The sequence below is a fragment of the Pseudomonas sp. A014 genome (genome assembly GCF_052378495.1).
In the GTDB taxonomy this organism is placed as follows: Bacteria; Pseudomonadota; Gammaproteobacteria; order Pseudomonadales; family Pseudomonadaceae; genus Aquipseudomonas; species Aquipseudomonas machongensis.
In genome coordinates, this window is the sequence record NZ_CP199001.1 from 98,668 (window position 1) to 124,384 (window position 25,717).

25 protein-coding genes and 1 pseudogene are annotated in these 25,717 nt (G+C 64.0%); 7 read left to right on the forward strand and 19 right to left on the reverse strand.

The genetic code is table 11. The features are described 5' to 3' along the window. From ACTYOL_RS00490 to ACTYOL_RS00520, 7 genes are all read right to left on the reverse strand, one after another. Positions 1-795 carry an ABC transporter ATP-binding protein gene (locus ACTYOL_RS00490; protein WP_197893393.1) on the reverse strand — a complete coding sequence of 265 codons (795 nt, stop codon included), beginning with the start codon at positions 793-795 and terminating at the stop codon, positions 1-3. Next, positions 792-1,913, reverse strand: a complete 1,122-nt coding sequence (locus ACTYOL_RS00495) for an ABC transporter permease (protein WP_444757401.1) — start codon at positions 1,911-1,913, stop codon at positions 792-794. The genes ACTYOL_RS00490 and ACTYOL_RS00495 overlap by 4 nt, the downstream gene beginning before the upstream one ends. A 112-nt stretch (positions 1,914-2,025) precedes the next feature. After that, positions 2,026-3,048: a DUF5924 family protein gene (locus tag ACTYOL_RS00500; protein WP_065864710.1), complete on the reverse strand. Its 1,023-nt coding sequence runs from the start codon at positions 3,046-3,048 to the stop codon at positions 2,026-2,028. Positions 3,049-3,207: 159 nt separating this feature from the next. Next, the gene (locus ACTYOL_RS00505; protein ID WP_444757402.1) at positions 3,208-4,614 is read right to left on the reverse strand and encodes a M16 family metallopeptidase; all 1,407 of its coding nucleotides are present in this window, start codon (positions 4,612-4,614) and stop codon (positions 3,208-3,210) included. Between the two features lie 37 nt (positions 4,615-4,651). Beyond that, positions 4,652-6,310 (reverse strand): Na/Pi cotransporter family protein, encoded by a 1,659-nt coding sequence (locus ACTYOL_RS00510; RefSeq protein ID WP_054893333.1) that lies wholly within the window; start codon positions 6,308-6,310, stop codon positions 4,652-4,654. 243 nt (positions 6,311-6,553) lie between these two features. Next, a complete protein-coding gene (locus ACTYOL_RS00515) occupies positions 6,554-7,324 on the reverse strand; it encodes a TerC family protein (protein ID WP_054893332.1) in 771 nt (256 codons plus the stop codon). A gap of 73 nt (positions 7,325-7,397) precedes the next feature. Further along, the gene (locus tag ACTYOL_RS00520) at positions 7,398-8,705 is read right to left on the reverse strand and encodes a CitMHS family transporter (protein WP_054893331.1); all 1,308 of its coding nucleotides are present in this window, start codon (positions 8,703-8,705) and stop codon (positions 7,398-7,400) included. A gap of 268 nt (positions 8,706-8,973) precedes the next feature. Between ACTYOL_RS00520 and ACTYOL_RS00525 the strand changes: the two genes are divergently transcribed. After that, complete coding sequence (locus tag ACTYOL_RS00525) at positions 8,974-9,375, forward strand: GFA family protein (RefSeq protein ID WP_153772897.1); 402 nt, start codon at positions 8,974-8,976, stop codon at positions 9,373-9,375. Between the two features lie 38 nt (positions 9,376-9,413). Here ACTYOL_RS00525 and ACTYOL_RS00530 read toward each other — a convergent pair whose 3' ends face one another. Further along, positions 9,414-10,193, reverse strand: coding sequence for an exodeoxyribonuclease III (locus ACTYOL_RS00530; RefSeq protein ID WP_054893329.1), 780 nt, complete (start codon positions 10,191-10,193; stop codon positions 9,414-9,416). A gap of 80 nt (positions 10,194-10,273) precedes the next feature. Between ACTYOL_RS00530 and pyrE the strand changes: the two genes are divergently transcribed. Next, entirely contained in the window at positions 10,274-10,915 is a 642-nt protein-coding gene (gene pyrE / locus ACTYOL_RS00535; protein ID WP_153772896.1) for an orotate phosphoribosyltransferase, read from the forward strand. A 123-nt stretch (positions 10,916-11,038) separates the two neighbouring features. Here pyrE and ACTYOL_RS00540 read toward each other — a convergent pair whose 3' ends face one another. The 7 genes and pseudogenes from ACTYOL_RS00540 to coaBC form a co-directional block, all read right to left on the reverse strand. After that, complete coding sequence (locus ACTYOL_RS00540) at positions 11,039-11,677, reverse strand: DUF799 domain-containing protein (protein ID WP_232233654.1); 639 nt, start codon at positions 11,675-11,677, stop codon at positions 11,039-11,041. Positions 11,678-11,694: 17 nt separating this feature from the next. Continuing rightward, complete coding sequence (locus tag ACTYOL_RS00545; protein WP_153772895.1) at positions 11,695-12,063, reverse strand: DUF4810 domain-containing protein; 369 nt, start codon at positions 12,061-12,063, stop codon at positions 11,695-11,697. A gap of 39 nt (positions 12,064-12,102) precedes the next feature. Continuing rightward, entirely contained in the window at positions 12,103-12,783 is a 681-nt protein-coding gene (locus ACTYOL_RS00550) for a CsgG/HfaB family protein (protein ID WP_054926178.1), read from the reverse strand. Between the two features lie 287 nt (positions 12,784-13,070). Beyond that, the gene (argB, locus tag ACTYOL_RS00555; protein WP_063542032.1) at positions 13,071-13,976 is read right to left on the reverse strand and encodes an acetylglutamate kinase; all 906 of its coding nucleotides are present in this window, start codon (positions 13,974-13,976) and stop codon (positions 13,071-13,073) included. A 30-nt stretch (positions 13,977-14,006) separates the two neighbouring features. Then, positions 14,007-15,380: pseudogene (locus ACTYOL_RS00560) on the reverse strand (phosphomannomutase/phosphoglucomutase); the annotation flags it as partial. 128 nt (positions 15,381-15,508) lie between these two features. Then, a complete protein-coding gene (gene dut / locus ACTYOL_RS00565) occupies positions 15,509-15,964 on the reverse strand; it encodes a dUTP diphosphatase (protein WP_063542034.1) in 456 nt (151 codons plus the stop codon). Between the two features lie 5 nt (positions 15,965-15,969). Then, the gene (gene coaBC / locus ACTYOL_RS00570; protein WP_054894122.1) at positions 15,970-17,181 is read right to left on the reverse strand and encodes a bifunctional phosphopantothenoylcysteine decarboxylase/phosphopantothenate--cysteine ligase CoaBC; all 1,212 of its coding nucleotides are present in this window, start codon (positions 17,179-17,181) and stop codon (positions 15,970-15,972) included. 129 nt (positions 17,182-17,310) lie between these two features. On the opposite strand from coaBC, the gene radC reads away from it, so the two are divergent. Then, positions 17,311-17,991: a RadC family protein gene (gene radC, locus ACTYOL_RS00575; RefSeq protein WP_153772893.1), complete on the forward strand. Its 681-nt coding sequence runs from the start codon at positions 17,311-17,313 to the stop codon at positions 17,989-17,991. A gap of 65 nt (positions 17,992-18,056) precedes the next feature. Here the strand turns inward: radC and ACTYOL_RS00580 are convergent, their stop codons facing one another. After that, positions 18,057-19,646 carry an ABC transporter substrate-binding protein gene (locus ACTYOL_RS00580; protein WP_153772892.1) on the reverse strand — a complete coding sequence of 530 codons (1,590 nt, stop codon included), beginning with the start codon at positions 19,644-19,646 and terminating at the stop codon, positions 18,057-18,059. A gap of 368 nt (positions 19,647-20,014) precedes the next feature. Here ACTYOL_RS00580 and rpmB point away from each other — a divergent pair, with 368 nt between their 5' ends. Then, positions 20,015-20,251 carry a 50S ribosomal protein L28 gene (gene rpmB / locus ACTYOL_RS00585; RefSeq protein WP_054894119.1) on the forward strand — a complete coding sequence of 79 codons (237 nt, stop codon included), beginning with the start codon at positions 20,015-20,017 and terminating at the stop codon, positions 20,249-20,251. 11 nt (positions 20,252-20,262) lie between these two features. Beyond that, positions 20,263-20,418: a 50S ribosomal protein L33 gene (gene rpmG / locus ACTYOL_RS00590; protein WP_003253507.1), complete on the forward strand. Its 156-nt coding sequence runs from the start codon at positions 20,263-20,265 to the stop codon at positions 20,416-20,418. 73 nt (positions 20,419-20,491) lie between these two features. Here the strand turns inward: rpmG and ACTYOL_RS00595 are convergent, their stop codons facing one another. Both ACTYOL_RS00595 and ACTYOL_RS00600 read right to left on the reverse strand, forming a co-directional pair. Next, on the reverse strand, positions 20,492-20,692 hold the full coding sequence (locus ACTYOL_RS00595) for a hypothetical protein (RefSeq protein ID WP_054894118.1): 201 nt from the start codon (positions 20,690-20,692) through the stop codon (positions 20,492-20,494). 87 nt (positions 20,693-20,779) lie between these two features. Further along, the gene (locus tag ACTYOL_RS00600; RefSeq protein WP_054894117.1) at positions 20,780-21,139 is read right to left on the reverse strand and encodes a cupin domain-containing protein; all 360 of its coding nucleotides are present in this window, start codon (positions 21,137-21,139) and stop codon (positions 20,780-20,782) included. A gap of 197 nt (positions 21,140-21,336) precedes the next feature. Between ACTYOL_RS00600 and ACTYOL_RS00605 the strand changes: the two genes are divergently transcribed. Together ACTYOL_RS00605 and ACTYOL_RS00610 are read left to right on the forward strand one after the other, a co-directional pair. Further along, a complete protein-coding gene (locus ACTYOL_RS00605) occupies positions 21,337-22,830 on the forward strand; it encodes an aldehyde dehydrogenase (protein ID WP_054894116.1) in 1,494 nt (497 codons plus the stop codon). A gap of 127 nt (positions 22,831-22,957) precedes the next feature. Next, a complete protein-coding gene (locus tag ACTYOL_RS00610) occupies positions 22,958-24,097 on the forward strand; it encodes an MFS transporter (RefSeq protein WP_444757403.1) in 1,140 nt (379 codons plus the stop codon). Between the two features lie 32 nt (positions 24,098-24,129). Here the strand turns inward: ACTYOL_RS00610 and ACTYOL_RS00615 are convergent, their stop codons facing one another. Continuing rightward, complete coding sequence (locus ACTYOL_RS00615; RefSeq protein ID WP_444757404.1) at positions 24,130-25,689, reverse strand: phospholipase D family protein; 1,560 nt, start codon at positions 25,687-25,689, stop codon at positions 24,130-24,132. Between the last annotated feature and the right edge of the window lie 28 nt (positions 25,690-25,717).

Genomic DNA, 25,717 nt, shown 5'->3' on the forward strand with positions numbered 1-25,717 from the left:
TCAGTGCTCCTGTCCCGCGCTTGCGGCTGCCTGTTCGGCTGCACGTCCGCGCGGGCCGTGAAAGTATTCGTGAATCCAGGGATCGTCGGTGCGTTCGACCTCGGCCAGCGGGCCTGCGACCAGTACCCTCTTCTGCGACAGCACCGCCACCCGGTCGGTGATGGTGTAGAGGGTGTCCAGGTCGTGGGTGATGAGGAACACCGAAAGCCCGAGGGCGTCGCGCAGGGTCAGGATCAGTTGGTCGAATGCCGCTGCGCCGATCGGGTCCAGGCCTGCGGTGGGTTCGTCGAGGAACAGGATGTCCGGGTCCAGTGCCAGAGCGCGGGCCAGGGCCGCGCGCTTGATCATGCCGCCGGACAGCGAGGCCGGGTACTTGTCGGCGGCGCTGATCGGCAGCCCCGCCAGCGCCAGCTTGACCCCGGCCAGGTGTTCGGCGTCGGCGCGTGACAGCCCGGCATGCTCGATCAACGGCAGCGCGACGTTCTCGGTGACGGTCAGTGACGAGAACAACGCGCCCTTCTGGAACAGCACACCGAAGCGCCGTTCCACCTGCGAGCGTTGGTCGTCGTTCAGCGTGGCCAAGTCCTGGCCGAACACCTTCACCCTGCCCTCGTTGGGCCGACGCAGGCCCACGATGCTGCGCAGCAGCACCGACTTGCCGCTCCCCGAACCGCCGACCACGGCGAGGATCTCGCCGCGGTACAGGTCCAGGTCGAGCTGCTCGTGCACGCTCTGACTACCGAAACGGTTGCACAGGCCACGGGCTTCGATCACCGCTTCACGTGTGCCACTCACCAGCCCATCTCCATGAAGAACAGCGCAGCTACCGCATCCAGCACGATGACCACGAAGATCGACTGCACCACCGCCGAGGTAGTGTGGGTCCCGACCGACTCGGCGCTGCCACTGACCTTGAAACCTTCCAGGCAGCCGATGGCGGCGATCAGGAAGGCGAAGAACGGCGCCTTGAGCAGGCCGACCAGGAAGTGCTGCACGCCGATGTCGCTCTGCAGCAGCGAGAGGAACATGGCCGGCGGGATGTCCAGCGACAGCGCACAGACCACCGCGCCGCCGACGATGCCGCAGACCATGGCGACGAAGGTCAGCAGCGGCAAGGCGATCAGCAGCGCCAGGACCCGCGGCACCACCAGCAGTTCGATGGGGTTCAGGCCCAGGGTGCGGATGGCGTCGATCTCCTCGTTGGCCTTCATCGAGCCGAGCTGCGCGGTGAAGGCGCTGGCTGTGCGCCCGGCCATCAGGATCGCGGTGAGCAGCACGGCGAATTCGCGCAGGAACGAGAAGGCCACCAGGTCGACGGTAAAGACCGTCGCACCGAAATCGGCCAGCACCGTGGCCCCGAGAAAGGCCACTACGGCGCCGACCAGGAAGGTCAGCAAGGCGACGATGGGCGCGGCGTCCAGGCCTGTCTGCTCGATGTGCGCGACCACCGGGGTGACCCGCCACTTGTGTGGTTGCAGGAGCCGAGTGGCGAGGGTGGCGAGGATCAGGCCGACGAAACCGAGTAGTTGCCGGGTGTCCTGCCAGAGCGTGTCGACGGCGCAGCCGATGCGTGCGAGCAATTGCAGCAGGACCGGTTGTTCGGCTTCCTTGATCGGGATGCAGTAGTCCTGCACCGAGCCATACACCGTCCTGAGCAAGGCTCGGCTGGCCTCGGGGAGCTCGTCGGTGCAGTGCGACAGGCGCTCGGCGCCCAGTAACTCGGCCAGCAGCGAGGCACCGGCGGTGTCCAGGCGCCCAAGCTGGCTGAGGTCGGCGATCGTGTCGGCACCGTACTGGTCGCGCAGGCGCTCGCTGTCGCGCTTGAGGCTGGTGTAGTGGGCCAGGGTCCAGTCGCCGGCGATCAGCAGGCGCGCGGGGTGCTGGCGGGTGTCGAGGGTGGCGCTGGGCTCCATGCTTCTGACTCTGCACGACGGCGGTGGGTCAGATCATAGCCTGTTGCAGCGGCGGTGGCTTCAATCGCGGGGCAAGTCGCAACGGCGATGAAGGCGACGCGATGATGAAGCTTCACCCCGCCGGTACATCCTCGACCACCTTGAAGCGCAGCACGCCGATCACCTGGCCATCCTCGGTCAGCACCCGCACCTGCCACTTGCCCACCGGGTTGGGCGGGAAGTTCTGCTTGTGGGTCCAGGCCCGGTAGCCTTCCTTGCGCCCACCGTGGATGTCCAGGGCGATGCGGTCGACCTCTTTACCGTCCTGCTGCCACACGTGATAGATCCGCTCGTTCAGCCCGCGCGGGGCGTTGATTGCGGTATAGGCGTACAGCCCTGCGCTGCGAATGCGGCTGGCGGCGATCTCGTCCAGCGACTCGCCGGGCTGGCGGTCCTGCAGCTCGGTGGTCACTGCCACTTCGGTCATCCACAGGGTCGCCGGGGGCACCCATGAGCGCAGCAGCCAACCGCCGCCGCCCACGGTCAGGGTCACCAGTACCAGCGCGACGGCGCGGCGCCAGTTGTTGATCGGGAAACTGCTGGCCAGGCTCGGGAATGACAGCGCCATGGCCGCGATCAGCGCCAGCTTGAAGCTCTGTGCGGTGGTCAGGTGCAGGATGATCGGCAGCGCCGTAAGCAACGCGGCGAACAGGGTCAGGGTGTGCAGCGCCATGAACAGCCAGCGCCGCGGCGCCAGCCATTTGTAGTACAGCGGATCGACGATGGAGATCAGCCCGGCTGCGCCGAGCAAGCCGGTGAACACCAGCTGGCCGCTGTTCCAGGTGGTGGTGATGAAGAAGAACGGCAGGACGAAGAACAGACTTTCCTGGTGGATCATCTGTGTGGCGTAACGCAAAAGTGGCTGCGGGATTTCGCGCTTGAACGTGCGTGCGAACAGTCCAGTCAGGGTGTTCTCGAGCATCAGCCAGACCCAGCTGATCAGCATCAGCACGGCGATCCAACTGGCGAGGCCGGCCTGGCGGTCGACCAGGATGAAACTGCCAATGCCGGACAGGAAGCCGCCAAGGGCGATGACCCCGGGGTAGCGTTTGAGCAGTTCGATGATGCGTTGGACGATGTGGGGTATGGGAGGCATGGGGATGGGCAGCGATAAGGGGTGACTGTTCTGGCCTCTTCGCGGGCAAGCCCGCTCCCACAAGTAGCCGGTGATGCTGAAGCCTGCGGGATGCCTGTGGGAGCGGCGGTTCGCCGTTGCGACTTGCCCGCGAAGAGGCCGACACAGGATACCGCCGAATCAGCTGTCGCGTGTAGCGCCGCTGGGGCGATCCGCCGGCTGGCGCCTTTTGCGGATCAGCCCGATGGCGAGTATCAGCCCCAACCCCAGCGCCACCAACCCGTACAGCTCGTCATAGCCCAGCAGTGGCTTCTCGATGCGCAGGTAGCCAGGCTCCTTGAGCAACGACCGCAGCGCCTCGTTGGCCTCCTTCAGGCTGACCTTGCGCAGTTTGCCGATCGGGTCTGTGAAACGGCCGTCATCGTAGTCGTTCAGCGCGCCCCAGTAATAGTCGGCCAGTGCGCTGTTGCCCTGGGTGGTCCAGCTTTCGCGGGCAATCGCAGCCTCCTTGAGGCGGGCAAAGGTGTCTGCATCCAGGCCGTGCTTGCGCAGGTGCTCGAACAAGTCCTGCAGCACCTTAACCGCTTCGTCGATGTCTTGGCGCTCGAGATCGGCGTTGAAGCTGAGCATGCCACTGTCGCCAAAACTTTCACGCCGCACCGAGGGCCCGTAGGCCAGGCCGTGGCGCAATCGCAGTTGATCGTACGCAGCCCAGTCGAGGTAGCGCGAGAGCAGTTCGAGGGTCTGGTCGTGATTGCTGTCGAGTACCGGCTCGATGAACAGCCAGTGCAGCCTGGCAGTGTCGCCCAGCCAGCCACGGGTCAGGTCGCGGCGTTGCTCGGCCTGCTGGCTGATGCTGTCGAGGTTGCGCCGCTCGCCTGGCTCGGTGGCTGGCAGCTCGCCGTAGGTACGCTCCAGATAGGCCGGCAGCAGGCGGTCGAGGCCACCGACGACGATCAGGCTCATGTTGTTGGCGGCGTACCAATGCTCGCGCATGGCCTGCACCTGTTTGAGGGTCATGCCGTCGATATCCGAGCGCTCCGGGCATTTGAGCCCCAGCTCCACGGCAAGTTGGTCGCTGGCCGGGTGGCCGATGTCCTGGCGGTCCAGCCAGCGCTGCAGGTGGCCGTAATGGCCGCCGTCCTCGCGCTCGATGATTTTCTTGGCGGTGGCCAGGGCCTTGGCATCGATCTTCGTGTCCCGCACCGCCGCCAGCAGCAGGTCGAGCACCTTGCGCTGGTTGCGTGCCGGCGCCTCGATGACGAAGGTGGTATCGGCGGCGCTGGTGAAGGCGTTCCACTCCCCGCCCAGCGCCTGCAGGCGCTCTTCCAGGCCGCCTTCGCCGGTCTCGTCGATGCCGCTGAACAGCAGGTGTTCGAGCAGGTGCGGCAATTCGCGCTGGTTGCACTCGAAGTCGTCGAGGCCCACGCCGACCACCAGGCGGATCGACACATGGTCGCGTTCGTACCCCGACTTGAGAATCACCTGCAGGCCGTTGGGCAACAGATAGCCTTCGACCCGCGAGCGGTCGAGGGCGAACGAGGGCAGGCTGCAGAGGATCAGGCAAACGAAGGTCAGGCAACGCATGGGCGGGCTTCCGGGCCGGTCTCCAGGTGTGCGGGGTTCAGGACAGGCGGGCGTCGTCCGGCACGCTGTCGAGCAAAAGCCCGCCGGTGTCCGCGCCGCCCAGTACCACATAGGCACTGCTGCAGAACAAAGAGTTCAACCGCTTCATGTCGGCGATCAGCTCCAAGTGTAGCGAACTGGTCTCGATACTCTGCACCACCTTGCGTTGCAGGCGGCTGACATGGGCGTGGGCCAGGCGCCGTTCCTGGGCGCGGAAGCGGCGTTTCTCGCGCAGCAGCAGACGTGCGCTCTCAGGATCGGCGCTGAGGAACACCGACAGGCCAAGGCGCAGGTTGGCCAGCAGTTGCTCCTGAAGGCCCGTCAGTTCTTCCAGGCCGACCTGGGAGAACTCCCGGCGTTGTGAGGTCTTCTGCTGCTGCACCTTGCGCAGCATGCGCTCGATCAGGTCGCTGGCCAGCTTGAGATTGATCGACAGTTCGATGATCTCGGCCCAGCGCCGGTTGTCCTGCTCGCTCAGGTCCTCGCGTGACATCTGCGCCAGGTACAGCTTGATGGCGCTGTACAGGGCCTCGGCGTCCTCGCCCAGGGCGCGGGTCTGTTGTGGCAGCGCGGTCTGGCTGCCGCGCAGGGCGCCGAGCATGGCCTCGAGCAGGCTGTCGACGATGTCGCCCAGGCGCAGGGTCTCGCGGGCTGCGTTGGCCAATGCCAGGCTGGGGGTTTCCAGCGCCGAGGCGTCGAGGTGCCGGGGCTTGACCTGGCCGTTGGCGACTTCGCGTTCGGGTAGCAGGGTGGTGCACAGGCGCCCCATCGGTTTGACCGTGGGCAGCATGACCAGGCAACGCAGGGTGTTGTAAAGCAAATGGAAGCCGATCACCAGCTCTTGCGGGCTGAAACTCAGCGAGTCCATCCAGTCCACCAGCGGGTGCAGCACCGGAATGATCAGCAGCAGGCCGATCAGCTTGTACAGGAGGCTACCCAGGGCCACGCGACGCCCGGCAGCGTTCTGCATGCGGGCGCTGATGAAGGCCAGCATTCCACTGCCGATGTTGGCGCCGACCACCAGGCCGATGGCCACCGGCAGGCTGATCACCTCGGCACCGGCCAGGGTCGCGGTGAGCAGCACGGCAGCGAGGCTGGAGTAGGTGATCATGGCGAACAGGGCGCCGACCAGGGCGTCGAGCAGGATATCGCCGGTCAGCGAGGCGAACAGCACTTTCACACCCTGTGCATGGGTGATCGGCGCAGCAGCCTGCACGATCAGTTCAAGTGCCAGGATGATCAGGCCCAAGCCAATGGCCACCCGGCCCATCTGGCCGAGGCGCGTCTGCTTGCGCGACAGGAAGAAGATCACCCCGACGAACACCAGCAACGGCGACAGCCACGACAGGTCGAAGGTCAGCACCCGCGCCATCAGCGCAGTACCCACGTCGGCACCGAGCATGATCGCCAGGGCAGGGGTCATGGCCATCAGGCCTTGGCCGACGAAGGAAGTGACCAGCATGGCGGTGGCGTTGCTGCTCTGCACCACGGCGGTGACGACGATGCCGGCAATGAAGGCCAGCGCGCGACGGTCCATGTTCTGGCTGAGCACGCGGCGCAGGTTCGAGCCGTAAACCCGAAGAATGCCGGTGCGCACGATGTGCGTGCCCCAGACGAGCAGCGCCACGGCGGAAAGCAGGTTGAGCAGGGTGAGCATGTTCGAGGCCCCCTTTTACCGACGCCCCAGTGCGGGGCCAATGGGTGAAGCCGTGAGCCTGGCCCGGGGGTGGGCGTTGTATTCAGTGCTCACTGAAGCTTTAGTTGTTTTGCGCGGTTGTCGCCAGCTTGGCATGGCGTGCATTTATTTGAAACATTTCTGTCACAAGCATGTTGGGTGTTTCAATGCCAGTACAGACAAACGAAAAAGGCCCCGGAGGGCCTTTTCAGTGACGTCCGGTACTTACTGACCCGGAATGTCCTTGCGCAGTTTCACCGGATCATGCTCCTTGCCTTCCTTGCGCGCCATTGCAGTACGCATGCGGATGTTGATCGCTTCCACCGCCAGCGAGAACGCCATGGCGAAGTACACATAGCCCTTCGGCACGTGCACGTCGAAGGACTCGGCAATCAGCACGGTACCGACCACGATCAGGAACGACAGCGCGAGCATCTTCAGCGACGGGTGCTTGTCGATGAAGTCGCTGATGGTGCCGGCGCAAAGCATCATCACCAGCACGGCGACGATGATCGCGGCGATCATCACCGGCACGTGCGAGACCATGCCCACCGCGGTGATCACCGAGTCCAGCGAGAACACGATGTCGATGATGGCGATCTGGATGATGGTGTAGAAGAACTTGCCGCCAGCGCCTTTGGGTTCGTCGCTGCTTTCCTCCTCACCCTCGAGGCCGTGGTAGATCTCCTGGGAGCTTTTCCACAGCAGGAACAGGCCACCGAAGAACAGGATCAGGTCGCGGCCCGAAATGCCCTCGCCAAACACCACGAACAGGTCGTCGGTCAGGCGCATTACCCAGGTGATCGAGAGCAGCAGCATGATCCGGGTGACCATCGCCAGCGCCAGGCCGAAGATCCGCGTGCGTGGCTGCATGTGCTTGGGCATGCGGCTGACCAGGATCGAGATCATGATGATGTTGTCGATCCCGAGCACGATCTCGAGTGCGGTCAGGGTGAAAAAGGCAACCCAGATTTCCGGGCTGGTCAGCCATTCCATGTGTATTCCTTCGAACGATGAAGGCGACGCGCCCGGGAGAGCGGGCGCGTCGCGGTGGGGTGGTGCTCTTGTCTTACAGACTACTGATCAGTGGGAAAACTCCCATGAGCAAGGCGGCGAGCATTATGCACAGGCACACCAGAACTGCCCACTTGAGGGTGAAGCGCTGGTGATCGCCGAATTCGATCCCCGCCAGGGCTACCAGCAGGTAGGTGGAGGGTACCAGTGGGCTGAGCAGGTGTACCGGTTGTCCGACGATCGACGCACGGGCCATTTCCACCGGGGTGATGCCGTAGTGGCTGGCGGCTTCGGCCAGTACCGGCAGCACGCCGTAGTAGAAGGCGTCATTGGACATGAAGAAGGTGAACGGCATGCTGACGATCGCGGTGATGGCCGCCAGGTACGGGCCGAGCGCATCCGGGATCACCGCCAGCAAGCTCTTGGACATGGCCTCGACCATGCCGGTGCCGGACAGAATGCCGGTGAAGATACCGGCGGCGAAGATCAGCCCGGTCACGGCCAGCACGCTACCGGCGTGGGCTGCGATGCGGTCCTTCTGCTGCTGCAGGCAGGGGTAGTTGACGATCATGGCGATACTGAAGGCGATCATGAACAGCACCGGCAGCGGCAGCACGCCGGAGATCAGCGCGACCATCAGGGCAGCGGTCAGGGCGCCGTTGAACCAGATCAGCTTGGGGCGGCGCGCTTCGGGGAACTGCGACACGCTGATTTCGCTGTGATCGATGTCGTCGGTCGGCAGGTGCAGCTCACCCAGGCGGGCACGCTCGCGCTTGCCATACATGTAGGCGATGGCGAGGATCGCCAGCACACCGAAGGCCATGGCCGGGATCATCGGCACGAAGATGTCCGACGGGTCTACATGCAGCGCGCTGGCGGCGCGAGCGGTCGGACCACCCCAGGGGGTCATGTTCATCACGCCACCGGCGAGGATGATCAAACCGGCCATGATTCGCGGGCTCATGCCCAGGCGGCTGTACAGCGGCAGCATGGCGGCGCAGCAGATCATGTAGGTGGTGGCGCCGTCACCGTCGAGCGAGACCACCAAAGCCAGCACGGCAGTGCCGACCGAGACTTTCAGCGGGTCGCCCTTGACCAGCTTGAGGATCTTGCGCACGGCCGGGTCGAACAGGCCGGAGTCGATCATCAGGGCGAAGTAGAGGATGGCGAACATCAGCATCACGCCGGTGGGCGCGAGCTTGCTGATGCCTTCGAGCATCATGGGGCCGATCTTGGCGGAGAAGCCGCCGAACAGGGCGAAAATGATCGGTACCAGGATCAGGGCGATCAAGGCCGACAGGCGCTTGGTCATGATCAGGTACATGAAGGTGATGACCATGGCAAAGCCAAGGAAGGTCAGCATGGCGGTACTCCAGGCGTGGCGCGGCGAAAGGACGGACGATTCGGGCGGATCAGCGCGTCAGGCGCTGTGCATGGAATAGCGGGAGGGGTACTGCAGGAAGGCGGGCACAGGAAAACATCGGTATCACCATTGTTGTTGTTGATTGGGCCGGGTTCGTACGTAATGCCGACACCCTGGCTGGCCGGTCTGTCGCCGGTGGTGGCGCTATCCTAGGTGGGTAAGCTTTCAGCCAGCTTTCGCCTCGATGAAGGCGACAGGAGGTCGTTTCATGAATGACGTACAGGAAGGCGGGTGCCATTGCGGTGCCTTGCGCTACCGGCTGGAGGGTGATCTGACGGATGTCGCCCACTGCCACTGCTCGATCTGTCGACGGGCCAGCGGCGGGCTGGTGGTGACCTGGCTTACCCTGCCGCGCAAGGGTTTCCAGTGGATGGCGGGCGAGCCGAAGCGCTATGTGGCGCCGGCCAGTTGTACCCGGTTCTTCTGCGGCGACTGCGGCGCGCATGTGGCGCTGGAGACGACGCATAGCCCGCTGAGCATCGATGTGACGGTGGGGACGCTGGACCGGCCAGAACAGGTGAGGGCCAGTCGGCATATCTGGACGGGCAGCCGGCTACCCTGGCTGCACCTGGATGAGGAGCTGCCTGGCGAGGTGGAGGAGAGTCCGTAACGAAATGCGGGGGCCTGATCAAAGGCCCCCGCAGGTCTTCAGATGGTCAGCGTCCAGTCGTAGTCGACGATCAGCGGCGCGTGCTGCGAGAAGCGTGGCTGGCGCGGCAGGCGAGCACTGCGCACGAAGCGGCGCAGACCTTGGGTGAGGATCTGATAGTCGAAGCGATAGCCCAGGTTGAGCATCTCGGCCTGTTCGTTGTCCGGCCACCAGCTGTACTGGTCGCCTTCGCGGCTGACTTCGCGCAGGGCGTCGACATAGCCCATCTCGCCGATGATCGCGTCCATCCAGGCGCGTTCGGGCGGCAGGAAGCCCGGCGACTGCTGGCTGTCGCGCCAGTTCTTGATGTCGAGCTTCTGCTGCGCCACGTAGAACGAGCCGCAATAGATGTATTCGCGACGCTTGCGACGCTGCTTGTCCAGGTACTTGGCGAAGTCGTCCATCAACTTGAATTTCTGGTTCAAGTCTTCGTCGCCGTTCATTCCCGAAGGCAGCAGCAGGCTGGCGATGCTTACCTTGTCGAAATCTGCTTGCAGGTAGCGCCCGTAACGGTCGGCCGTCTCGAAGCCCAGGCCGGTGATGACTGCCTTGGGCTGCATCCGCGAGTAGAGCGCCACGCCACCTTGGGCAGGCACCTCCGCTTCGCAGGCATAAAGGAAATAGCCATCGAGCTGGAAAGCTGGGTCGTCGAGTTCAAAGGCCGAGGCGCGGGTATCCTGAAGGCAGATGACGTCGGCATTCTGGGCTTGCAGCCAGCTGAGCAGTCCACGCTCGGCCGCAGCCTGAATGCCATTCACGTTCACACTGATGATCCGCATAAATGGCCCCAAAAATCTCGTGCGTGTATGATACCCGAGCTCAACTCATTTAGCTAAATCCGTGGTGTCCGGGACTTTTCATGCAGCCGTATCAGCGCGACTTCATTCGTTTTGCCATCGATCGCGGCGTTCTGCGCTTCGGTGAATTCACCCTGAAATCGGGGCGTACCAGCCCGTACTTCTTCAACGCCGGGCTGTTCAACAGCGGATCGGCCCTGGCCCAGCTGGGGCGCTGCTATGCAGCCGCGATCGTCGACAGCAAGATCCCCTTCGACGTGCTGTTCGGCCCCGCGTACAAGGGCATCCCGCTGGCAGCGGCCACGGCGGTGTCCCTGGCCGAGCAGCATCAGCTCGACGTGCCATGGTGCTTCAACCGCAAGGAAGCCAAGGACCACGGCGAGGGCGGCAGCCTGGTCGGCTCCCCGCTGGCCGGTGACGTGCTGATCATCGACGACGTGATCACTGCCGGTACCGCCATCCGTGAAGTCATGCAGATCATCAAGGGCCAGCAGGCCAACGCCGCAGGCGTGCTGATCGCATTGAACCGCGAAGAGCGCGGCAATGGCGAGCTCTCGGCGATCCAGGAAGTGGAACGTGATTTCGGCATTCCGGTGGTCAGTATCGTTTCGCTGACCCAGGTGCTCGAGTTCCTGGCTGACGACCCTCAGCTCAAGCAGCACTTGCCGGCGGTCGAAGCCTATCGGGCTCAGTACGGGATCTGATCTCGGATCGGTAATGAAAAAGGCGACCCATGTGGGTCGCCTTTTTCATTGGATCGGCGGTGGGTTTTTCGCGGGCAAGCCCGCCCCCAGTGGGAGCGGGCTTGCCCGCGAAGCAGTCGCCGCTTAGTCCGTGCCGTACTTCGGCGAACGCGGCCCGTACAGGATCCCGCCGTTCGGGTTCGGCGACAGCAGGCGCGCGCTGGTGATACCCGCGATCGGATAACCGGCGTCTTCCTGCACGCTGCTGATGACCTGGTTCACTGCCGCAGTGATCAGCATGCCGATCAGGCCGCCCTGGTTCTGCCGGCCTTCTTCGCTGGAGGCGGATGCAGTACCGGTCCACAGCGTGGTGCCGGACTTCAGGTCGACCAGCTTGGCACTGGCGGTCACGATGGTTGCGCTGCTCAGCACCATGTAGCGGGTGCCGTAGTCGCTGACGGTCACGTACAGCGCCGCATCGGCGCCGAAGATCTCGTGCAGCTTGGCCATCGGCAGCTCATGGATGTCAGCCGGGGTGGTCATGCCGTTCTGGCGGAAGGTCTCGGCGACCAGCGCCACCGGCATCACGTAGTAACCGGCTTCGGCCAGGGGGTAGGTGACCTGCGCGAGCATGCTGTAGCTGGCCTTGACGTCCGGTGAGTTGTTCAGCGGCGGCACGATCAGGATCGACTTCGGACGGCTCTGCTTGAAGGCCGCGTAGTCGGTGGTCTTGCGCTCGGCACAGCCGGCGAACAGGGCCAGCACGCAGGCGCCGACGATCAGTTGGGTAAGGCGCTTGATCACTGCTTCGCTCCTTGCGTGGCGTTCTTCATCAGGAAGTCCATGTACGCCGCCGACTCAGGGAACAGCGCCTTCTCGGTGCGGAACTGTTGGATCATCTGGTCGTCCTTGCCCAGGCTCGAGTAGAGCAGGCCCAGTTGCGCGTGATACCCAGGAGGGACGGCGCCGTTCTTGGCCTTGATCTTCTCCAGGTCGCGTTCCAGGGCGATGACCTGTTCTTCCTTGGACTGGTCGTTGAAGTATTCGCGCACTTGCGGCTGGTAGCTTTCCCACTGGTACAGCGGCTTCTGCGAGTTGCAACCGACCAGCAGGGCGCTGGCCAGCATGAGCCCGGCGCCAGTGCGCCAGGCCGAGCGGGTGATGCTCATCTACGTGCTTCCTTGTCGTTGTCGTCTTGCTGCAGGGTCTTACTGTGCTTGCGGCTTCCACTGGCCGCTTTCGACAGCGCCGACCAGCTTGTTCACCGCTTCGCGCATGGCCAGGTCGAGAACCTTGCCGTTGAGGGTCGAGTCGTAGCTGGCGGTACCGCCGAAGCCGATGACTTCACGGTTGGACAGGGCGTATTCGCCGGCGCCCTGGCTCGAATAGACCACTTCGGAGGTGCTGATGTTGACGATGTTCAGCGCGACCTTGGCGTAGGCGATCTGGGTCTTGCCGCGACCGAGGATGCCGAACAGCTGGTGGTCACCGACTTCCTTGCGGCCGAATTCGGTAACGTCGCCCGTCACCACGAAATCGGCGCCCTTCAGGCGCTGGACCTGGCCTTTGATTGCGGCTTCCTGCTGGATCTCACCCATGTTGTCGCGGTCCAGCACGTTGAAACGGCCGGTCTGCTGCAGGTGGGTGATCAGGATGGTCTTGGCCTGGCCGCCGAGGCGGTCGACGCCGTCGGAGAAGATGCCGCGCATGTAGCTCGAACGGTTGTCGAACTTGCCTACGGCGATCGGTGCACGCACGCCGCTGTACGGGCGGCTGACGCTTTCGACCTGTTGTACGGCCACAGCGGTGGAAGTTTCGGTAGCGCAGCCGGCGATGGACCCGAGCGCGACGGCAGCTGCCAGCACGAGTCCTTGTGATGCGTATTTCACGCGAGTTCTCCAGGTAAATAGCAACTATTTGCAACGGGCGTGCATTCTGCCACGTTGTGTCGGCAGCCTAGAGAGAAAGTTGAGGGCGGGACAGTGAAAAATAATGGCATTGCGCCATGTTTCATTGTTCTGGTTCGGCCAAGCCTGCGCGATCCTTGGAAGAGCAAGCTTGTCGGGGCGCAGAATATCAGCGGACACCCACATGGCCGGTGCCATTACCGCGGTGTACTTTTCGCGGGCAAGCCCGCTCCTACGGGTCTTGCAGGAGCGGGCCCGCGATCAACGCATCAGTGACGCTTGCGATTGGTGATCAGGGTGCCCACGCCGCTGTCGGTGAAGATCTCCAGCAGCACCGCGTTCGGTACGCGGCCATCGATGATGTGCGAACTGTTCACGCCACCCTGCACGGCTTCCAGTGCGCACTTGATCTTCGGCAGCATGCCACCGTAGATGGTGCCGTCGGCGATCAGCTCGTTGACCTGCTCGGTGGTCAGGCCGGTGAGAACCTGGCCCTGCTTGTCCATCAGGCCGGCAATGTTGGTCAGCAGCATCAGCTTCTCGGCTTTCAGGGCTTCGGCGACCTTGCCGGCGACCAGGTCAGCGTTGATGTTGTACGACTCGCCGTTGGCACCCACGCCGATCGGCGCGATTACCGGGATGAAGTCGCCCTTGACCAGCATGTTCAGCAGCTCGGTGTTCACGCCCACGACTTCGCCGACATGGCCGATGTCGATGATTTCCGGGGTGGTCATCTCTGGGGTCTGGCGGCTGACGGTGAGCTTCTTGGCGCGGATCAGCTCCGCATCCTTGCCGGTCAGGCCGATGGCGCTGCCGCCGTGGCGGTTGATCAGGTTGACGATATCCTTGTTGACCTGGCCGCCCAGGACCATCTCTACCACGTCCATGGTCGCCGAATCGGTGACGCGCATGCCGTCGATGAAGTGGCTCTCGATCGACAGGCGCTTGAGCAGGTCGCCGATCTGCGGGCCGCCGCCGTGCACGACCACCGGATTGATGCCTACCGCCTTCATCAACACGATGTCACGAGCAAAGCCGGTCTTGAGCTCTTCGCTCTCCATCGCGTTGCCGCCGTACTTGATCACCAGGGTCTTGCCGACAAAGCGGCGGATGTAGGGCAGCGCTTCGGACAAAACCTCGGCTACATGGGAAGCGGCATCGCGATCGAGGGTCATGCAGGGCTCCAGTGAGGAACAGATAGTCGGTCAGAACGGCAGTTGCAGGCCGGGATCGACCCGCAGCAACTGCGTGCGGAATACAGCCTTGATACGGTCGAGTTCTGCCTCGCTGTCGGCCTCGAAGCGCAGCACCAGCACCGGTGTGGTGTTGGAGGCGCGGACCAGGCCCCAGCCGTGTGGGTAGTCGACCCGCACACCGTCGATGGTGGTCAGGTTGGCTTCGCCCCAGTCGGCGTCGCGTTGCAGTGCATCAATGATGCTGAATTTACTCTCGTCGGTCACATCGATGTTGATTTCCGGTGTGGAAATATCGTTCGGGAACGCGGCGAACAGGCTTTCGGCATCCTGGTCGGCCTTGCTGAGGATTTCCAGCAGGCGCGCGGCACTGTAGATGCCGTCGTCGAAACCGTACCAGCGTTCCTTGATGAAGATGTGTCCGCTCATCTCACCGGCCAGCAGCGAGCCGGTCAGTTTCATCTTCTTCTTGATCAACGAATGACCGGTCTTCCACATCAGGGCGCGGCCGCCGTGCTCTTTGATCAGTGGAGTCAGGCGACGGGTGCATTTGACGTCGAAGATGATCTCGGCGCCGGGGTTGCGCGACAGCACGTCCTGGGCGAAGAGCATCAGCAGGCGATCGGGGTAGACGATGCTGCCGGTGTTGGTGACCACGCCCACGCGGTCACCGTCGCCGTCGAAGGCCAGGCCGATGTCGGCGCCGGTTTCCCTGACCTTGGCGATCAGGTCTTCGAGGTTCTCCGGCTTGCCCGGGTCCGGGTGGTGGTTGGGGAAGTTGCCGTCGACCTCGCAGAACAGCGGGATCACCTCGCAGCCGAGGGCCTCGATCAGTTGCGGGGCGATCACCCCGGCGGCGCCGTTGCCGCAGTCGACCACGACCTTGAGCTTTTTCGACAGCTTCACGTCGCCGGTGATCTGCTGGTAGTAGCGCTCGAGGATCTCGACCTTCTCCACGTGGCCTTCGCCGCGCGGTACGTCGTTGGTCTTGAGGCGGGTCAGCAGGGCCTGGATCTGCTCGTTGGCGAGGGTGTCGCCGGCGATGACGATCTTGAAGCCGTTGTAGTCCGACGGGTTATGGCTGCCGGTGAGCATCACGCCTGACTTACCGGCCAGCACATTGGCGGCGTAGTACAGCGCGGGGGTGGGCACCAGGCCGACGTCGCTGACCTGGCAACCGGCATCGGCCAGGCCCTGGATCAGTTGCTCGACCAGCATCGGACCGGACAGGCGGCCGTCGCGGCCCACGGAAATTTTCGGCTCGCCCTGGGCCAGGGTCTGGGCGCCGATGGCGCGGCCGATCCAGTAGGCGGTTTCGGCGTGCAGCGTCTTGCCGACGATGCCGCGGATGTCATAGGCACGGAAGATGCTGTCTGGCAATGCGGGTACCAGCTGGGCCATGTCGTTCATCTCTGGGGACTCCAAGGGGTCAAAGGCTTCTGGGTAAGCGCAAACTGAACGCTTGGACGGTAGATAGCCCCGAGAGTTCGCCGTCCATGGCCCCGACGGTCGGCTCAGCGGGTACCGGAATGACCGAAACCGCCGCTGCCACGCTGGGTTTCGTCGAAGGCTTCGACGATGTCGAAATGCGCCTGCACCACCGGTACCAGGATCAGCTGGGCGATGCGCTCGCCGATGCTGATGGTGAACGGCGTGTTGCCGCGGTTCCAGCACGAGACCATGAGCTCGCCCTGGTAGTCCGAGTCGATCAGGCCGACCAGGTTGCCCAACACTACGCCGTGCTTATGACCAAGGCCCGAGCGCGGCAGGATCATCGCTGCCAGGCCTGGATCGCCGATGTAGATCGACAGGCCGGTGGGGATCAGCAGGGTCTGGCCCGGCTCGAGGACGGTGTCTTCCTTGAGCAGGGCGCGCAGGTCCAGGCCAGCGGAGCCGGGGGTGGCGTATTGCGGCAGGGGGAATTCGGTACCCAGGCGTGGGTCGAGGATCTTGGCTTGAAGAGCGTGCATGGAACTTATTGAACCTGATTGAGCCGTTCGGCGATGAAGGCGACCAGTTGCCGGGCGATCTTGCCCTTGCTGGTCTGCGCGAAGAGGGTCTGGTGCTGCTGGCGGTCGATTACGGTCAGGGCGTTTTCCTCGCTGTTGAAGCCGATGCTGGGGTTGGCCACATCATTGGCGACGATCAGGTCGAGGTTCTTGTCCTTGAGCTTGCGCGTTGCGTAATCGAGCAGGTGCTCGGTCTCGGCTGCGAAACCGACGCTGAACGGGCGGTCGGCACGGCCAGCGAGGGTGGCAAGGATATCCGGATTGCGCACCATCTGCAGCAGCATGCCGTCGCCGGTCGTAGGGTCTTTCTTGAGCTTTTGCGGGGCGACCACCTCGGGACGGTAGTCCGCGACCGCTGCCGAGGCGATGAACAGGTCGCACGGCATGGCTGCTTCACAGGCCGCGAGCATGTCCCGCGCGCTCACCACGTCGATGCGGTTGACCCGGTCGGGGGTCTGCAGGTGCACGGGGCCGGTGACGAGGGTCACCCGGGCCCCGGCTTCGGCGGCCGCTTCGGCCAGGGCAAAGCCCATCTTCCCGGAACTATGATTGGTGATGTAGCGCACCGGATCGATGTTTTCCTGGGTCGGGCCGGCGGTGATCAGCACGTGCTTGCCGGTCAGGGCCTGGCGCTTGAAGCTCTCGGCGGCGCACCAGGCAAGATCGGTGGCTTCGAGCATGCGGCCCAGGCCGACGTCGCCACAGGCCTGGCTGCCGGAGGCCGGGCCGAATACCTGGATGCCACGGCGCTTGAGCAGCTCGAGGTTGTCCTGGGTGGCCGGGTCGCGCCACATGGCCTGGTTCATGGCCGGGGCGACGGCGACGGTGGCGTCGGTGGCCAGCACCAGCGTGGTCAGCAGGTCATCGGCCATGCCCTGGGCCATGCGCGCCATCAGGTCGGCAGTGGCCGGGGCGATCAGCACCAGGTCGGCCCACTTGGCCAGTTCGATATGACCCATTGCAGCCTCGGCGGCAGGGTCGAGCAGGTCCATGTGCACCGGGTGGCCGGAGAGCGCCTGCAGGGTCAGCGGAGTGATGAACTCGGCGCCCCCGCGGGTCATGACGACACGCACCTGCGCGCCGTGTTCCAGGAGTCGGCGAATCAGCTCGGCGCTCTTGTAGGCGGCAATGCCGCCACCCACGCCGAGAACGATGCGCTTGCGATACAGCCGCTGCATAGGCTTGCCTTTTTCCAGTGAAAGCGGGCGGCGACGTTTGAAATTGCCTGCGGCAGAACGTCGCATTTAACGAGGCGAAATAGATTAACACAGGGCTTGAAGGCGCCGCAGTACAACGCAAGGAGGGGTATGAACATCAGGGAATGGCCGCTGGACGAGCGGCCGAGGGAGAAGTTGCTGGCGCGTGGGGCGCAGGTGTTGTCGGATGGGGAGTTGTTGGCAGTGCTGTTAGGCTCGGGCGTTGCCGGGCGCAACGTGGTCGACCTGGCGCGCAGCCTGCTCAAGCGCTTTGGCGGGTTGCGGGCGTTTCTCGAGGCCGACCGCGCCGCGCTGCTGCGCGAGCCGGGCATCGGGCCGGTGAAGTACGCGCAATTGCAGGCACTGCTGGAGATCGGACGACGCTACCTGGACGAAACCATCGAACGCGCGCCGGCGCTGGAAAGCCCTACGGCGGTGCGGCGCTACCTGAAGTCGATGCTGCGCCATGAGCGCTGCGAGGTGTTCGGCTGCCTGTTCCTGGACACCCGGCACCGGCCCGTGGCGTTCGAGATCCTGTTTCGCGGCACGATAGACCGGGCCAGCATCTATCCGCGTGAAGTGGTACGCCGGTCGCTGCTGCATAACGCGGCGGCGTTGATCATCTGTCACAACCACCCGTCGGGCAACAGCGCGCCGAGCCAGGACGATGTCCACCTGACTCGCACGTTGAAGCAGGCGCTGGCGCTGATCGACGTGCGTGTGCTCGATCACGTGATCGTCGGCGATGGCGAGCCGTTGTCGATGGTGGAACAGGGTTGGATCGGGGCGTAGTGGAGGCAGTGCCGGCCTTTTCGCGGGTAAATCGCAGCGGCGAAAAGGCCGACACCGAGTGCCTGTCAGCGCTCCACCGAAACCTTGCTGAAGTCCACCCGCCCGAACGGGCTCACCTGATAGCCCTCGACGCCCTTGCTCAGCAGGGTCGAGGCGGTCGGGTGGGCCAACGGCAGCCACAGCGCCTGTTGTTGGATCAGCGTCTGCGCCTGCTGGTACAGACGGCTGCGCACGCTCTGGTCGTTGGTGGTGCGTCCTGCGTTGATCAACTGGTCGAGACGGCTGTCGCAGAAACGCGCGAAGTTGGTCCCGGACTTGACCGCCGCGCACGAGAATTGCGGGCTGAGGAAGTTGTCCGGGTCGCCGTTGTCGCCCGCCCAGCCCATGAACAGCAGGTCATGTTCACCGGCCTTGGCGCGGCGGATCAGCTCGCCCCACTCGATCACTCGGATCTCGGCCTTGATGCCGATTTTCGCCAGGTCGGCCTGGAGCATTTGTGCGCCGAGGCTAGGGTTGGGGTTGAGCAGGCTGCCCGACGGCCGGGTCCAGATCGTGGTGCTGAAGCCGTCGGCCAGGCCGGCCTTGGTCAGCAACGCCTTGGCCTTCTTCAGGTCCAGCGCGTAGCCGGGCAGGTCCTTGGCGTAACTCCAGGTATTGGGCGGGTAGGGGCCGTTGGCGGCGATGGCGGTGTCATCGAACACGGCCTTGAGGTAGGCCGGTTTGTCGAAGGCGAGGTTGATCGCCTGGCGCACTTCGGGTTTGTCCAGCGGCGGGTGCTCGCTGTTGATGGCCACGAAGGCGGTCATGAAGGCCGGGGTGGAGGCTACCTTCAGCTTGTCGTTCTTCGCGGCTTCGGCGATGTCCAGTGGCTTGGGCGACAGGGCTACCTGGCATTCGTTGCGCTTGAGCTTCTGCAGGCGCACGTTCGGGTCGGTGGTGATGGCGAACACCAGCGGGTCGACCGCAGGCTTGCCGCCGAAGTAGTCGGGGTTGGCGCGATAACGCACCAGGGCGTCCTTCTGGAAGCGCTGGAAGACGAACGGGCCGGTGCCGATGGGCTGGCTATTGAGCTTCTCGGGCGTGCCGGCCTTGAGCAGCTTGTCGGCATACTCGGCCGAGTAGATCGAGGCGAAGCCCATGCTCAGGGTGGCCAGGAAGGTCGCGTCCGGATGGGTGAGGGTAAAGCGCACGCTCTGTGGATCGGGCGCGTCGATCGACTTGATCAGGTTGCCCAGCTGCAGCGACTGGGCATGCGGATAACCGCCAGGTGCAGTCTTGTGCCAGGCATGGGCGGGGTAGAGCATGCGCTGGAAGCTGAACAACACGTCGTCGGCGTCCAGTTCGCGGGTCGGCTTGAAGTAGTCGGTGCTGTGGAACTTCACGCCGCCGCGCAACGTGAAGTCATAGACCAGGCCGTCTTTGGAGACCGTCCAGCTTTGTGCAAGGCTCGGCACCACCTTGCCCTGGGCCGCGTCGAACTCGACCAGGCGGTTCATCAGCACATCGGCCGAGGCGTTGGTGGTGGTCAGCGAGTTGTACTGAACCACGTCGAAACCTTCCGGGCTGGCCTCGGTGCACACCGACAGCGGAGCTGCCTGGGCGATGCCTGCGGCGAGCAGGGAAGTGAATAGAACGGAAAGGGCGGCGACGCGCATGGTGGATCCTCGGCTGGTCAGGGGCCCATCTGCCAGTGCAGTCTGGAGGCGGAAACGTCCTACCCTAGTGCGCCAGTCGGGAAATGACCACCTGATTTTTATGCTGCGCGGCGACGAGCGGTCGACAGTGCGCGGGCCTTGTCGCTATGCTGGCCGGGCGCGATCGGCCCGATCGGAATGTGCATCTTCTGTTGTTGTGGCCGACCCTTTCTGGTATAAAGCAGCGCTCTTTTCTAGGGGCTCGGTCTGTCGCTCATCTGAGCCGGTTCGATAAGACCCCCGGAAACACGGCGCCTTGGCGCCATAGACTGAGAGATTAAGCGGCCAACCCATGCCGGGTTGGGCATGTGGTTTTAGAGGGCTGAGGCATGTCGAGAGTCTGTCAAGTTACCGGTAAGGGTCCGGTAACCGGGAACAACATTTCCCACGCAAACAACAAAACCCGTCGTCGTTTCCTGCCGAACCTGCAGCACCACCGTTTCTGGGTTGAATCCGAGAATCGTTTCGTGCGTCTGCGCGTTTCCGCCAAAGGCATGCGTATCATCGACAAGCGCGGCATCGATGCCGTTCTGGTCGACATCCGTAAAGCTGGCGCCAAGGTTTAAGGGAGAACATCATGCGTGAATTGATCCGTCTGGTTTCGAGTGCCGGTACCGGCCACTTCTACACCACCGACAAGAACAAGCGCACCACTCCGGACAAGATCGAGATCAAGAAATACGATCCGGTCGTCCGCAAGCACGTGGTGTACAAGGAAGCCAAGATCAAGTAATTGATCCGGCAACCAAAAAAACCCGCCTTCTCAAGAAGGCGGGTTTTTTTATGCCTGACTCAAATGGCTGGGATCAGGAAATGATCAAGCCATTGATGAAACCCTGCACGTCGACGCCGATCATCACGCGGTCGGTCCTGATCTCGCGAGTGGTGATGTCCTGCGGGCCTGCGGCCGCGGCCAGGCCGGTCAGCTCCAGGATGTAGGGCTTCACGCTTTCAACGTAGCGAGTACCGATCACGTGGCGTGCTGGGCAGAGGATGTCGATGGTCATGCGGGATGCTCCTTGGGTAATGTCCGAAGTGGACATCACCCATTTTGGGTGCGTGCATCCAGGCCAGGCTTTACATATGTGTCGCCATCACTTCTGCTCGAACATCACATAGATCTTGCGGCACGCCTCCAGCACTTCCCAGGTACCCTTGAAGCCGGCCGGAATGACGAAACGGTCGCCTGCCCGCAGGGTTTTGGCGCCGCCGTCCTGGTCGCGCAGGACCGAAACGCCCTGGACGATCTCGCAATACTCGTGCTCGGTGTAATTCACCGTCCACTGGCCGACCTCACCCTCCCAGACGCCCGCGGCAAACTGCCCGCAGGGGCTCGAATAGTGGTTGTAAACCGCCTGGTCCGGCTCGCCCTTGAGAATTTTCTCGGCCGCCGGGCGATAGCGCTCGGCTTCGGTAAGGACCTGGGCGAAGTCGATGATGCTGTCGATGCTCATGCTGGATACCCTGTTGTTGTTTAATAAAATGCACATCAGTAGGCTTTTAAGCCATTCGTGTCAAATATATTGATAGTTTAACCGGCCTGGTTTAGGGTGTCGGATGCCCGTGTGCGCTTGTCGCCCGGCCAGAATTTCTGACAGTGCCCGTGAGTCCTCAATACGGGGCTGCACCTTAACAAGAGGAGGAGTTTCGTATGACCACCCTGACTCGTGCGGATTGGGAACAGCGTGCCCAGCAACTGAAGATCGAAGGCCGCGCCTTCATCAACGGCGAATACACCGACGCCGCCTCCGGCGAAACCTTCGAGTGCCTGAGCCCAGTCGACGGACGTTTCCTGGCCAAGGTTGCCAGTTGTGACCTGGCCGACGCCAACCGCGCCGTGGAAAACGCTCGCGCCACCTTCGACTCTGGCGTCTGGTCGCAACTGGCTCCTGCCAAGCGCAAGGCCAAGCTGATCCGCTTCGCGGACCTGCTGCGCAAGCATGTCGAGGAACTGGCGCTGCTGGAAACCCTGGACATGGGCAAGCCGATCGGCGACTCCTCCACCATCGATATTCCGGGCGCTGCCCAGGCCATCCACTGGACTGCCGAAGCCATCGACAAGGTCTACGACGAGGTCGCACCGACCCCGCACGACCAACTGGGCCTGGTGACCCGTGAGCCGGTAGGCGTCGTGGGTGCCATCGTCCCATGGAACTTCCCGCTGTTGATGGCCTGCTGGAAACTCGGCCCGGCGCTGGCCACCGGCAACTCGGTGGTGCTCAAGCCTTCCGAGAAATCCCCGCTGACCGCCATCCGCATCGCCCAACTGGCCATCGAGGCGGGCATCCCGGCAGGCGTGCTGAACGTGCTGCCTGGCTATGGCCACACCGTCGGCAAGGCCCTGGCCCTGCACATGGATGTCGATACCCTGGTGTTCACCGGTTCTACCAAGATCGCCAAGCAACTGATGGTGTACGCGGGCGAATCGAACATGAAGCGCATCTGGCTGGAAGCTGGCGGCAAGAGCCCGAACATCGTCTTCGCCGACGCCCCTGACCTGCAGGCCGCCGCCGAAGCCGCTGCCAGCGCCATCGCCTTCAACCAGGGCGAGGTCTGCACCGCTGGCTCGCGTCTGCTGGTCGAGCGCTCGATCAAGGACAAGTTCCTGCCGCTGGTGGTCGAGGCCCTCAAGGCCTGGAAGCCCGGCAACCCATTGGATCCGGCCACCACGGTCGGTGCGCTGGTCGATACCCAGCAGATGAACACCGTGCTGTCGTACATCGACGCCGGTCATCAGGACGGCGCCAAGCTGCTGGCCGGTGGCAAGCGCATCCTCGAAGAGACCGGCGGCACCTACGTCGAGCCGACCATCTTCGACGGTGTGACCAACGCCATGAAGATCGCCCAGGAAGAAATCTTCGGCCCGGTGCTGTCGGTGATCGCCTTCGACACCGCCGAAGAGGCCATCGCCATCGCCAACGATACCCCGTATGGCCTGGCAGCCGGCATCTGGACCGCCGATATCTCCAAGGCGCACAAGACTGCCCGCGCCGTGCGTGCCGGCAGCGTGTGGGTCAACCAGTACGACGGCGGTGACATGACCGCACCGTTCGGCGGCTTCAAGCAGTCGGGCAACGGCCGTGACAAGTCGCTGCATGCACTGGAGAAGTACACCGAGCTGAAGGCGACCTGGATCAAGTTGTAAACCGGTAGTCTTCTTCGCGGGCAAGCCCGCTCCCACAGGCCCGGCGCTGTCCTTGAGAGCGGCGGCGTACATGTGGGAGCGGGCTTGCCCGCGAATGGGCCTGAACAAATTTACCTGGGAGTCTGCAATGCGTTGGGGAACCTACTTTGCCGTACTGGCGTCGGTGCTCAGTGTCGGGCTTGCGCTCGGCGTGAGCATGCCGCTGGTGTCCCTGCGCCTGGAAGGCTGGGGCTACGGCGGGTTCGCCATTGGTGTGATGGCGGCGATGCCGGCAATCGGTGTGCTGCTCGGCGCCAGCCTGGCCAGCCGCCTGGCGGGTTGGGTCGGCGTGCCATCGGCGATGCGCCTGTGCCTGTGGGGCGGTGCGTTGTCGATCGTGTTGGTGGCAGTGTTGCCCAGCTATCCGCTGTGGCTGGCGCTACGCCTGCTGATCGGCATGTCACTGACGGTGGTGTTCATCCTCGGCGAAAGCTGGATCAACCAGTTGGTGGTCGAGCAGTGGCGTGGGCGGCTGGTGGCGCTGTATGGCAGCAGCTATGCCCTGAGCCAGCTGGCCGGGCCGCTGGTGCTGGGCTTTCTCGGCTCGGAAGATGATTTCGGTTTCTGGGCCGCCAGCGGCCTGCTGCTGCTCGCGCCCTTGCTCCTGCTTGGCCGCGGTGGTGCGCCGTCGACCGAGGCGTGTAGCGTGACCTTCAGCGACTTGTTCGCCTTCTGCCGGCGCTTGCCGGTAATTGCCTGGGCCATTGCGTTGTTCGCGGCATTCGAGGCGATGATCCTGACGCTCCTGCCGGTGTATGTGTTGCAGCAGGGCTTCACCGCCGAAGTGGCGTTGTTCATGGTCAGTACCGTCGTGGTCGGCGATGCCGTGCTGCAGCTGCCGATTGGCGCCCTTGCCGATCGCATGTCCCGGCAAACCTTGTTCAGTGGTTGTGCGGTGAGTCTGCTGGGCTCGAGCCTGGCGATTCCGCTGCTGCTGCACACCCCGGCGGTGTGGCCGCTGTGGGTACTGTTCGGTGCGAGCGCGGGGGGCTTGTTCACCCTGTCGCTGATCCTGATCGGCGAGCGTTATCGGGACGATGCGCTGGTGCGGGCCAATGCCCACGTGGCGCAGCTCTGGGGTATCGGTTGCCTGCTCGGGCCCTTGCTGGCCGGTGCCAGCAGCCAGTGGGTCAGTGGCCATGCGTTGCTGTTCCTGATGGCCGCTGGTGCTGCAGGCCTGGTGCTGCTGACCCGGCGTCCCGGTGCGTTCGAGCCCGCCTCTGCCTGAAATAGCCGGGCCGCACTTGCGCGGCCCGTCTGCTAGAGCATCTTCTCCAGCCCTACCGCCTTGGCCACCCAGGCATTGAACCGGCGCCACATTCCACCGGGCTCCGAGGTCAGGGTATGCACCTGGCCATTGTCCTCGGTCACCCAGACCATCTTCCCGTCCACCAGCTTCGGCTGATAGCTCAAGGCTGGCGCCATGCCCTGTTCGGCCAGCGCGCGGGTGTACTCGGCCAGCTCCGGGCTGTCGACCATCACCCCGACCTCGGTGTTCCACAACACCGAGCGCGGATCGAAGTTGAAGGAGCCAATGAAGGTCTTGCGCCGGTCGAAGACCATTGCCTTGCTGTGCAGGCTCGAGTCGGACTGGCCCTTGAAGCTGAGGACGCCGCGCGCGGCGCTCGGGTCGCCGGGCTGGCGACGCAGCTCGAACAGCTCCACGCCATGTTCGAGCAGGGCACGGCGATAGGGCGCATAGCCGCCGTGCACGGCCGGCACATCGGTGGCTTCGAGCGAGTTGGTCAGCAGCTTGACCGAGGTGCCGGCGTCGGCGCGGCTGGTGAGGTACAGCAGGCCTGGCTCGCCCGGCACGAAGTAGGCCGAGACCAGGATCAGCTCGCGGTGTACGTTCTTCAGGTCCGGCGCCAGTTGCTGGGTCATCAGCAATTGGGGGTCGGGCTCGCCGCGGGCCAGCACCTTGCTCGGCGCATCCCACAGCGCCTGGCTGTGTGCCCAGATCAGCTCGTTGCGCCAGATGTCCAGGCGTGGCGCGGTCTGATAGGCCATAAGTCGGTCGTACAGCGCCTTGCGCTGCACCCTGGCCTGCGCCAGCCAGGTTTCCAGGCGCTGGCGACTAGCGCGCAGGTCGCTGGCGTCCGGCGTGCTCCACAGGAAGTCGCCGATCGGCCGACTCAGGGCGCTGTTCCAGTACTGGTCGAAGCTGTGCCCGAGTTGCTCGGCCACAGGCCCTACACCCAGCAGGTCGATGTCGGTGAAGTTCAGGTTGGGCTCGGCGTCGAAGTACTCGTCACCCAGGTTGCGGCCGCCGACGATGGCCATACTGTTGTCGACCAGGAACAGCTTGTTGTGCATGCGCCGGTGCTGCAGCGACAGGTTGAACAGCCGCCCCATGGCACGCGTCAGGCCAGTGCTGCGGCCCAGGTGCAGCGGGTTGAACACGCGAATCTGGATATGAGGGTGGGCGGCGAGGGTGCCGATCAGGCTGTCCAGGCCATCGCTGGTGGTGTCGTCGAGCAGGATGCGCACCCGCACGCCGCGGTCGGCGGCGCGCAGCAGCTCGTGCACCAGGGCGCGGGTGCTCAGGCCATCGTGGACGATGTAGTACTGCAGGTCGATGCTGGTCTGGGCGTTGCGGATGAGCTCGGCGCGGGCGCGGAAGGCTTCGTTGCTGTTCGGTAGCAGGCGAAAGCCGGAGCGCCCCTCATAGGGCGCGGCCTGACGCTGGACTGAGCGGCCGAACGCCGAGTCGTTGGCCGGCAGCGCCTGGCTCACGTCGCGAGGTGCATCGACGCTGGCGCAGCCGCTCAGGCCGAGCAGCAGCGCCAGCAGGAGGGGCAGAGCCCGCTGGAGTCTCAAAGGCGAATCGTCCTGTACGACAGGTCAC

What these genes read in the sequence shown, in the direction of transcription:
- ACTYOL_RS00515 (WP_054893332.1), bottom strand. Translation starts at nt 7,324, where the DNA reads ATGGAATGGCTGACCAGCCCGGAAATCTGGGTTGCCTTTTTCACCCTG.
- pyrE (WP_153772896.1), top strand. Translation starts at nt 10,274, where the DNA reads ATGCAGCCGTATCAGCGCGACTTCATTCGTTTTGCCATCGATCGCGGC.
- argB (WP_063542032.1), bottom strand. Translation starts at nt 13,976, where the DNA reads ATGACCCTCGATCGCGATGCCGCTTCCCATGTAGCCGAGGTTTTGTCC.
- ACTYOL_RS00605 (WP_054894116.1), top strand. Translation starts at nt 21,337, where the DNA reads ATGACCACCCTGACTCGTGCGGATTGGGAACAGCGTGCCCAGCAACTG.
- coaBC (WP_054894122.1), bottom strand. Translation starts at nt 17,181, where the DNA reads ATGCAGCGGCTGTATCGCAAGCGCATCGTTCTCGGCGTGGGTGGCGGC.
- ACTYOL_RS00520 (WP_054893331.1), bottom strand. Translation starts at nt 8,705, where the DNA reads ATGCTGACCTTCCTTGGCTTTGCCATGGTCATCACCTTCATGTACCTG.
- ACTYOL_RS00580 (WP_153772892.1), bottom strand. Translation starts at nt 19,646, where the DNA reads ATGCGCGTCGCCGCCCTTTCCGTTCTATTCACTTCCCTGCTCGCCGCA.
- ACTYOL_RS00500 (WP_065864710.1), bottom strand. Translation starts at nt 3,048, where the DNA reads ATGCCTCCCATACCCCACATCGTCCAACGCATCATCGAACTGCTCAAA.
- ACTYOL_RS00525 (WP_153772897.1), top strand. Translation starts at nt 8,974, where the DNA reads ATGAATGACGTACAGGAAGGCGGGTGCCATTGCGGTGCCTTGCGCTAC.
- ACTYOL_RS00545 (WP_153772895.1), bottom strand. Translation starts at nt 12,063, where the DNA reads ATGAGCATCACCCGCTCGGCCTGGCGCACTGGCGCCGGGCTCATGCTG.
- ACTYOL_RS00495 (WP_444757401.1), bottom strand. Translation starts at nt 1,913, where the DNA reads ATGGAGCCCAGCGCCACCCTCGACACCCGCCAGCACCCCGCGCGCCTG.
- radC (WP_153772893.1), top strand. Translation starts at nt 17,311, where the DNA reads ATGAACATCAGGGAATGGCCGCTGGACGAGCGGCCGAGGGAGAAGTTG.
- dut (WP_063542034.1), bottom strand. Translation starts at nt 15,964, where the DNA reads ATGCACGCTCTTCAAGCCAAGATCCTCGACCCACGCCTGGGTACCGAA.
- ACTYOL_RS00595 (WP_054894118.1), bottom strand. Translation starts at nt 20,692, where the DNA reads ATGACCATCGACATCCTCTGCCCAGCACGCCACGTGATCGGTACTCGC.
- ACTYOL_RS00505 (WP_444757402.1), bottom strand. Translation starts at nt 4,614, where the DNA reads ATGCGTTGCCTGACCTTCGTTTGCCTGATCCTCTGCAGCCTGCCCTCG.
- ACTYOL_RS00600 (WP_054894117.1), bottom strand. Translation starts at nt 21,139, where the DNA reads ATGAGCATCGACAGCATCATCGACTTCGCCCAGGTCCTTACCGAAGCC.
- rpmB (WP_054894119.1), top strand. Translation starts at nt 20,015, where the DNA reads ATGTCGAGAGTCTGTCAAGTTACCGGTAAGGGTCCGGTAACCGGGAAC.
- rpmG (WP_003253507.1), top strand. Translation starts at nt 20,263, where the DNA reads ATGCGTGAATTGATCCGTCTGGTTTCGAGTGCCGGTACCGGCCACTTC.
- ACTYOL_RS00530 (WP_054893329.1), bottom strand. Translation starts at nt 10,193, where the DNA reads ATGCGGATCATCAGTGTGAACGTGAATGGCATTCAGGCTGCGGCCGAG.
- ACTYOL_RS00610 (WP_444757403.1), top strand. Translation starts at nt 22,958, where the DNA reads ATGCGTTGGGGAACCTACTTTGCCGTACTGGCGTCGGTGCTCAGTGTC.
- ACTYOL_RS00510 (WP_054893333.1), bottom strand. Translation starts at nt 6,310, where the DNA reads ATGCTCACCCTGCTCAACCTGCTTTCCGCCGTGGCGCTGCTCGTCTGG.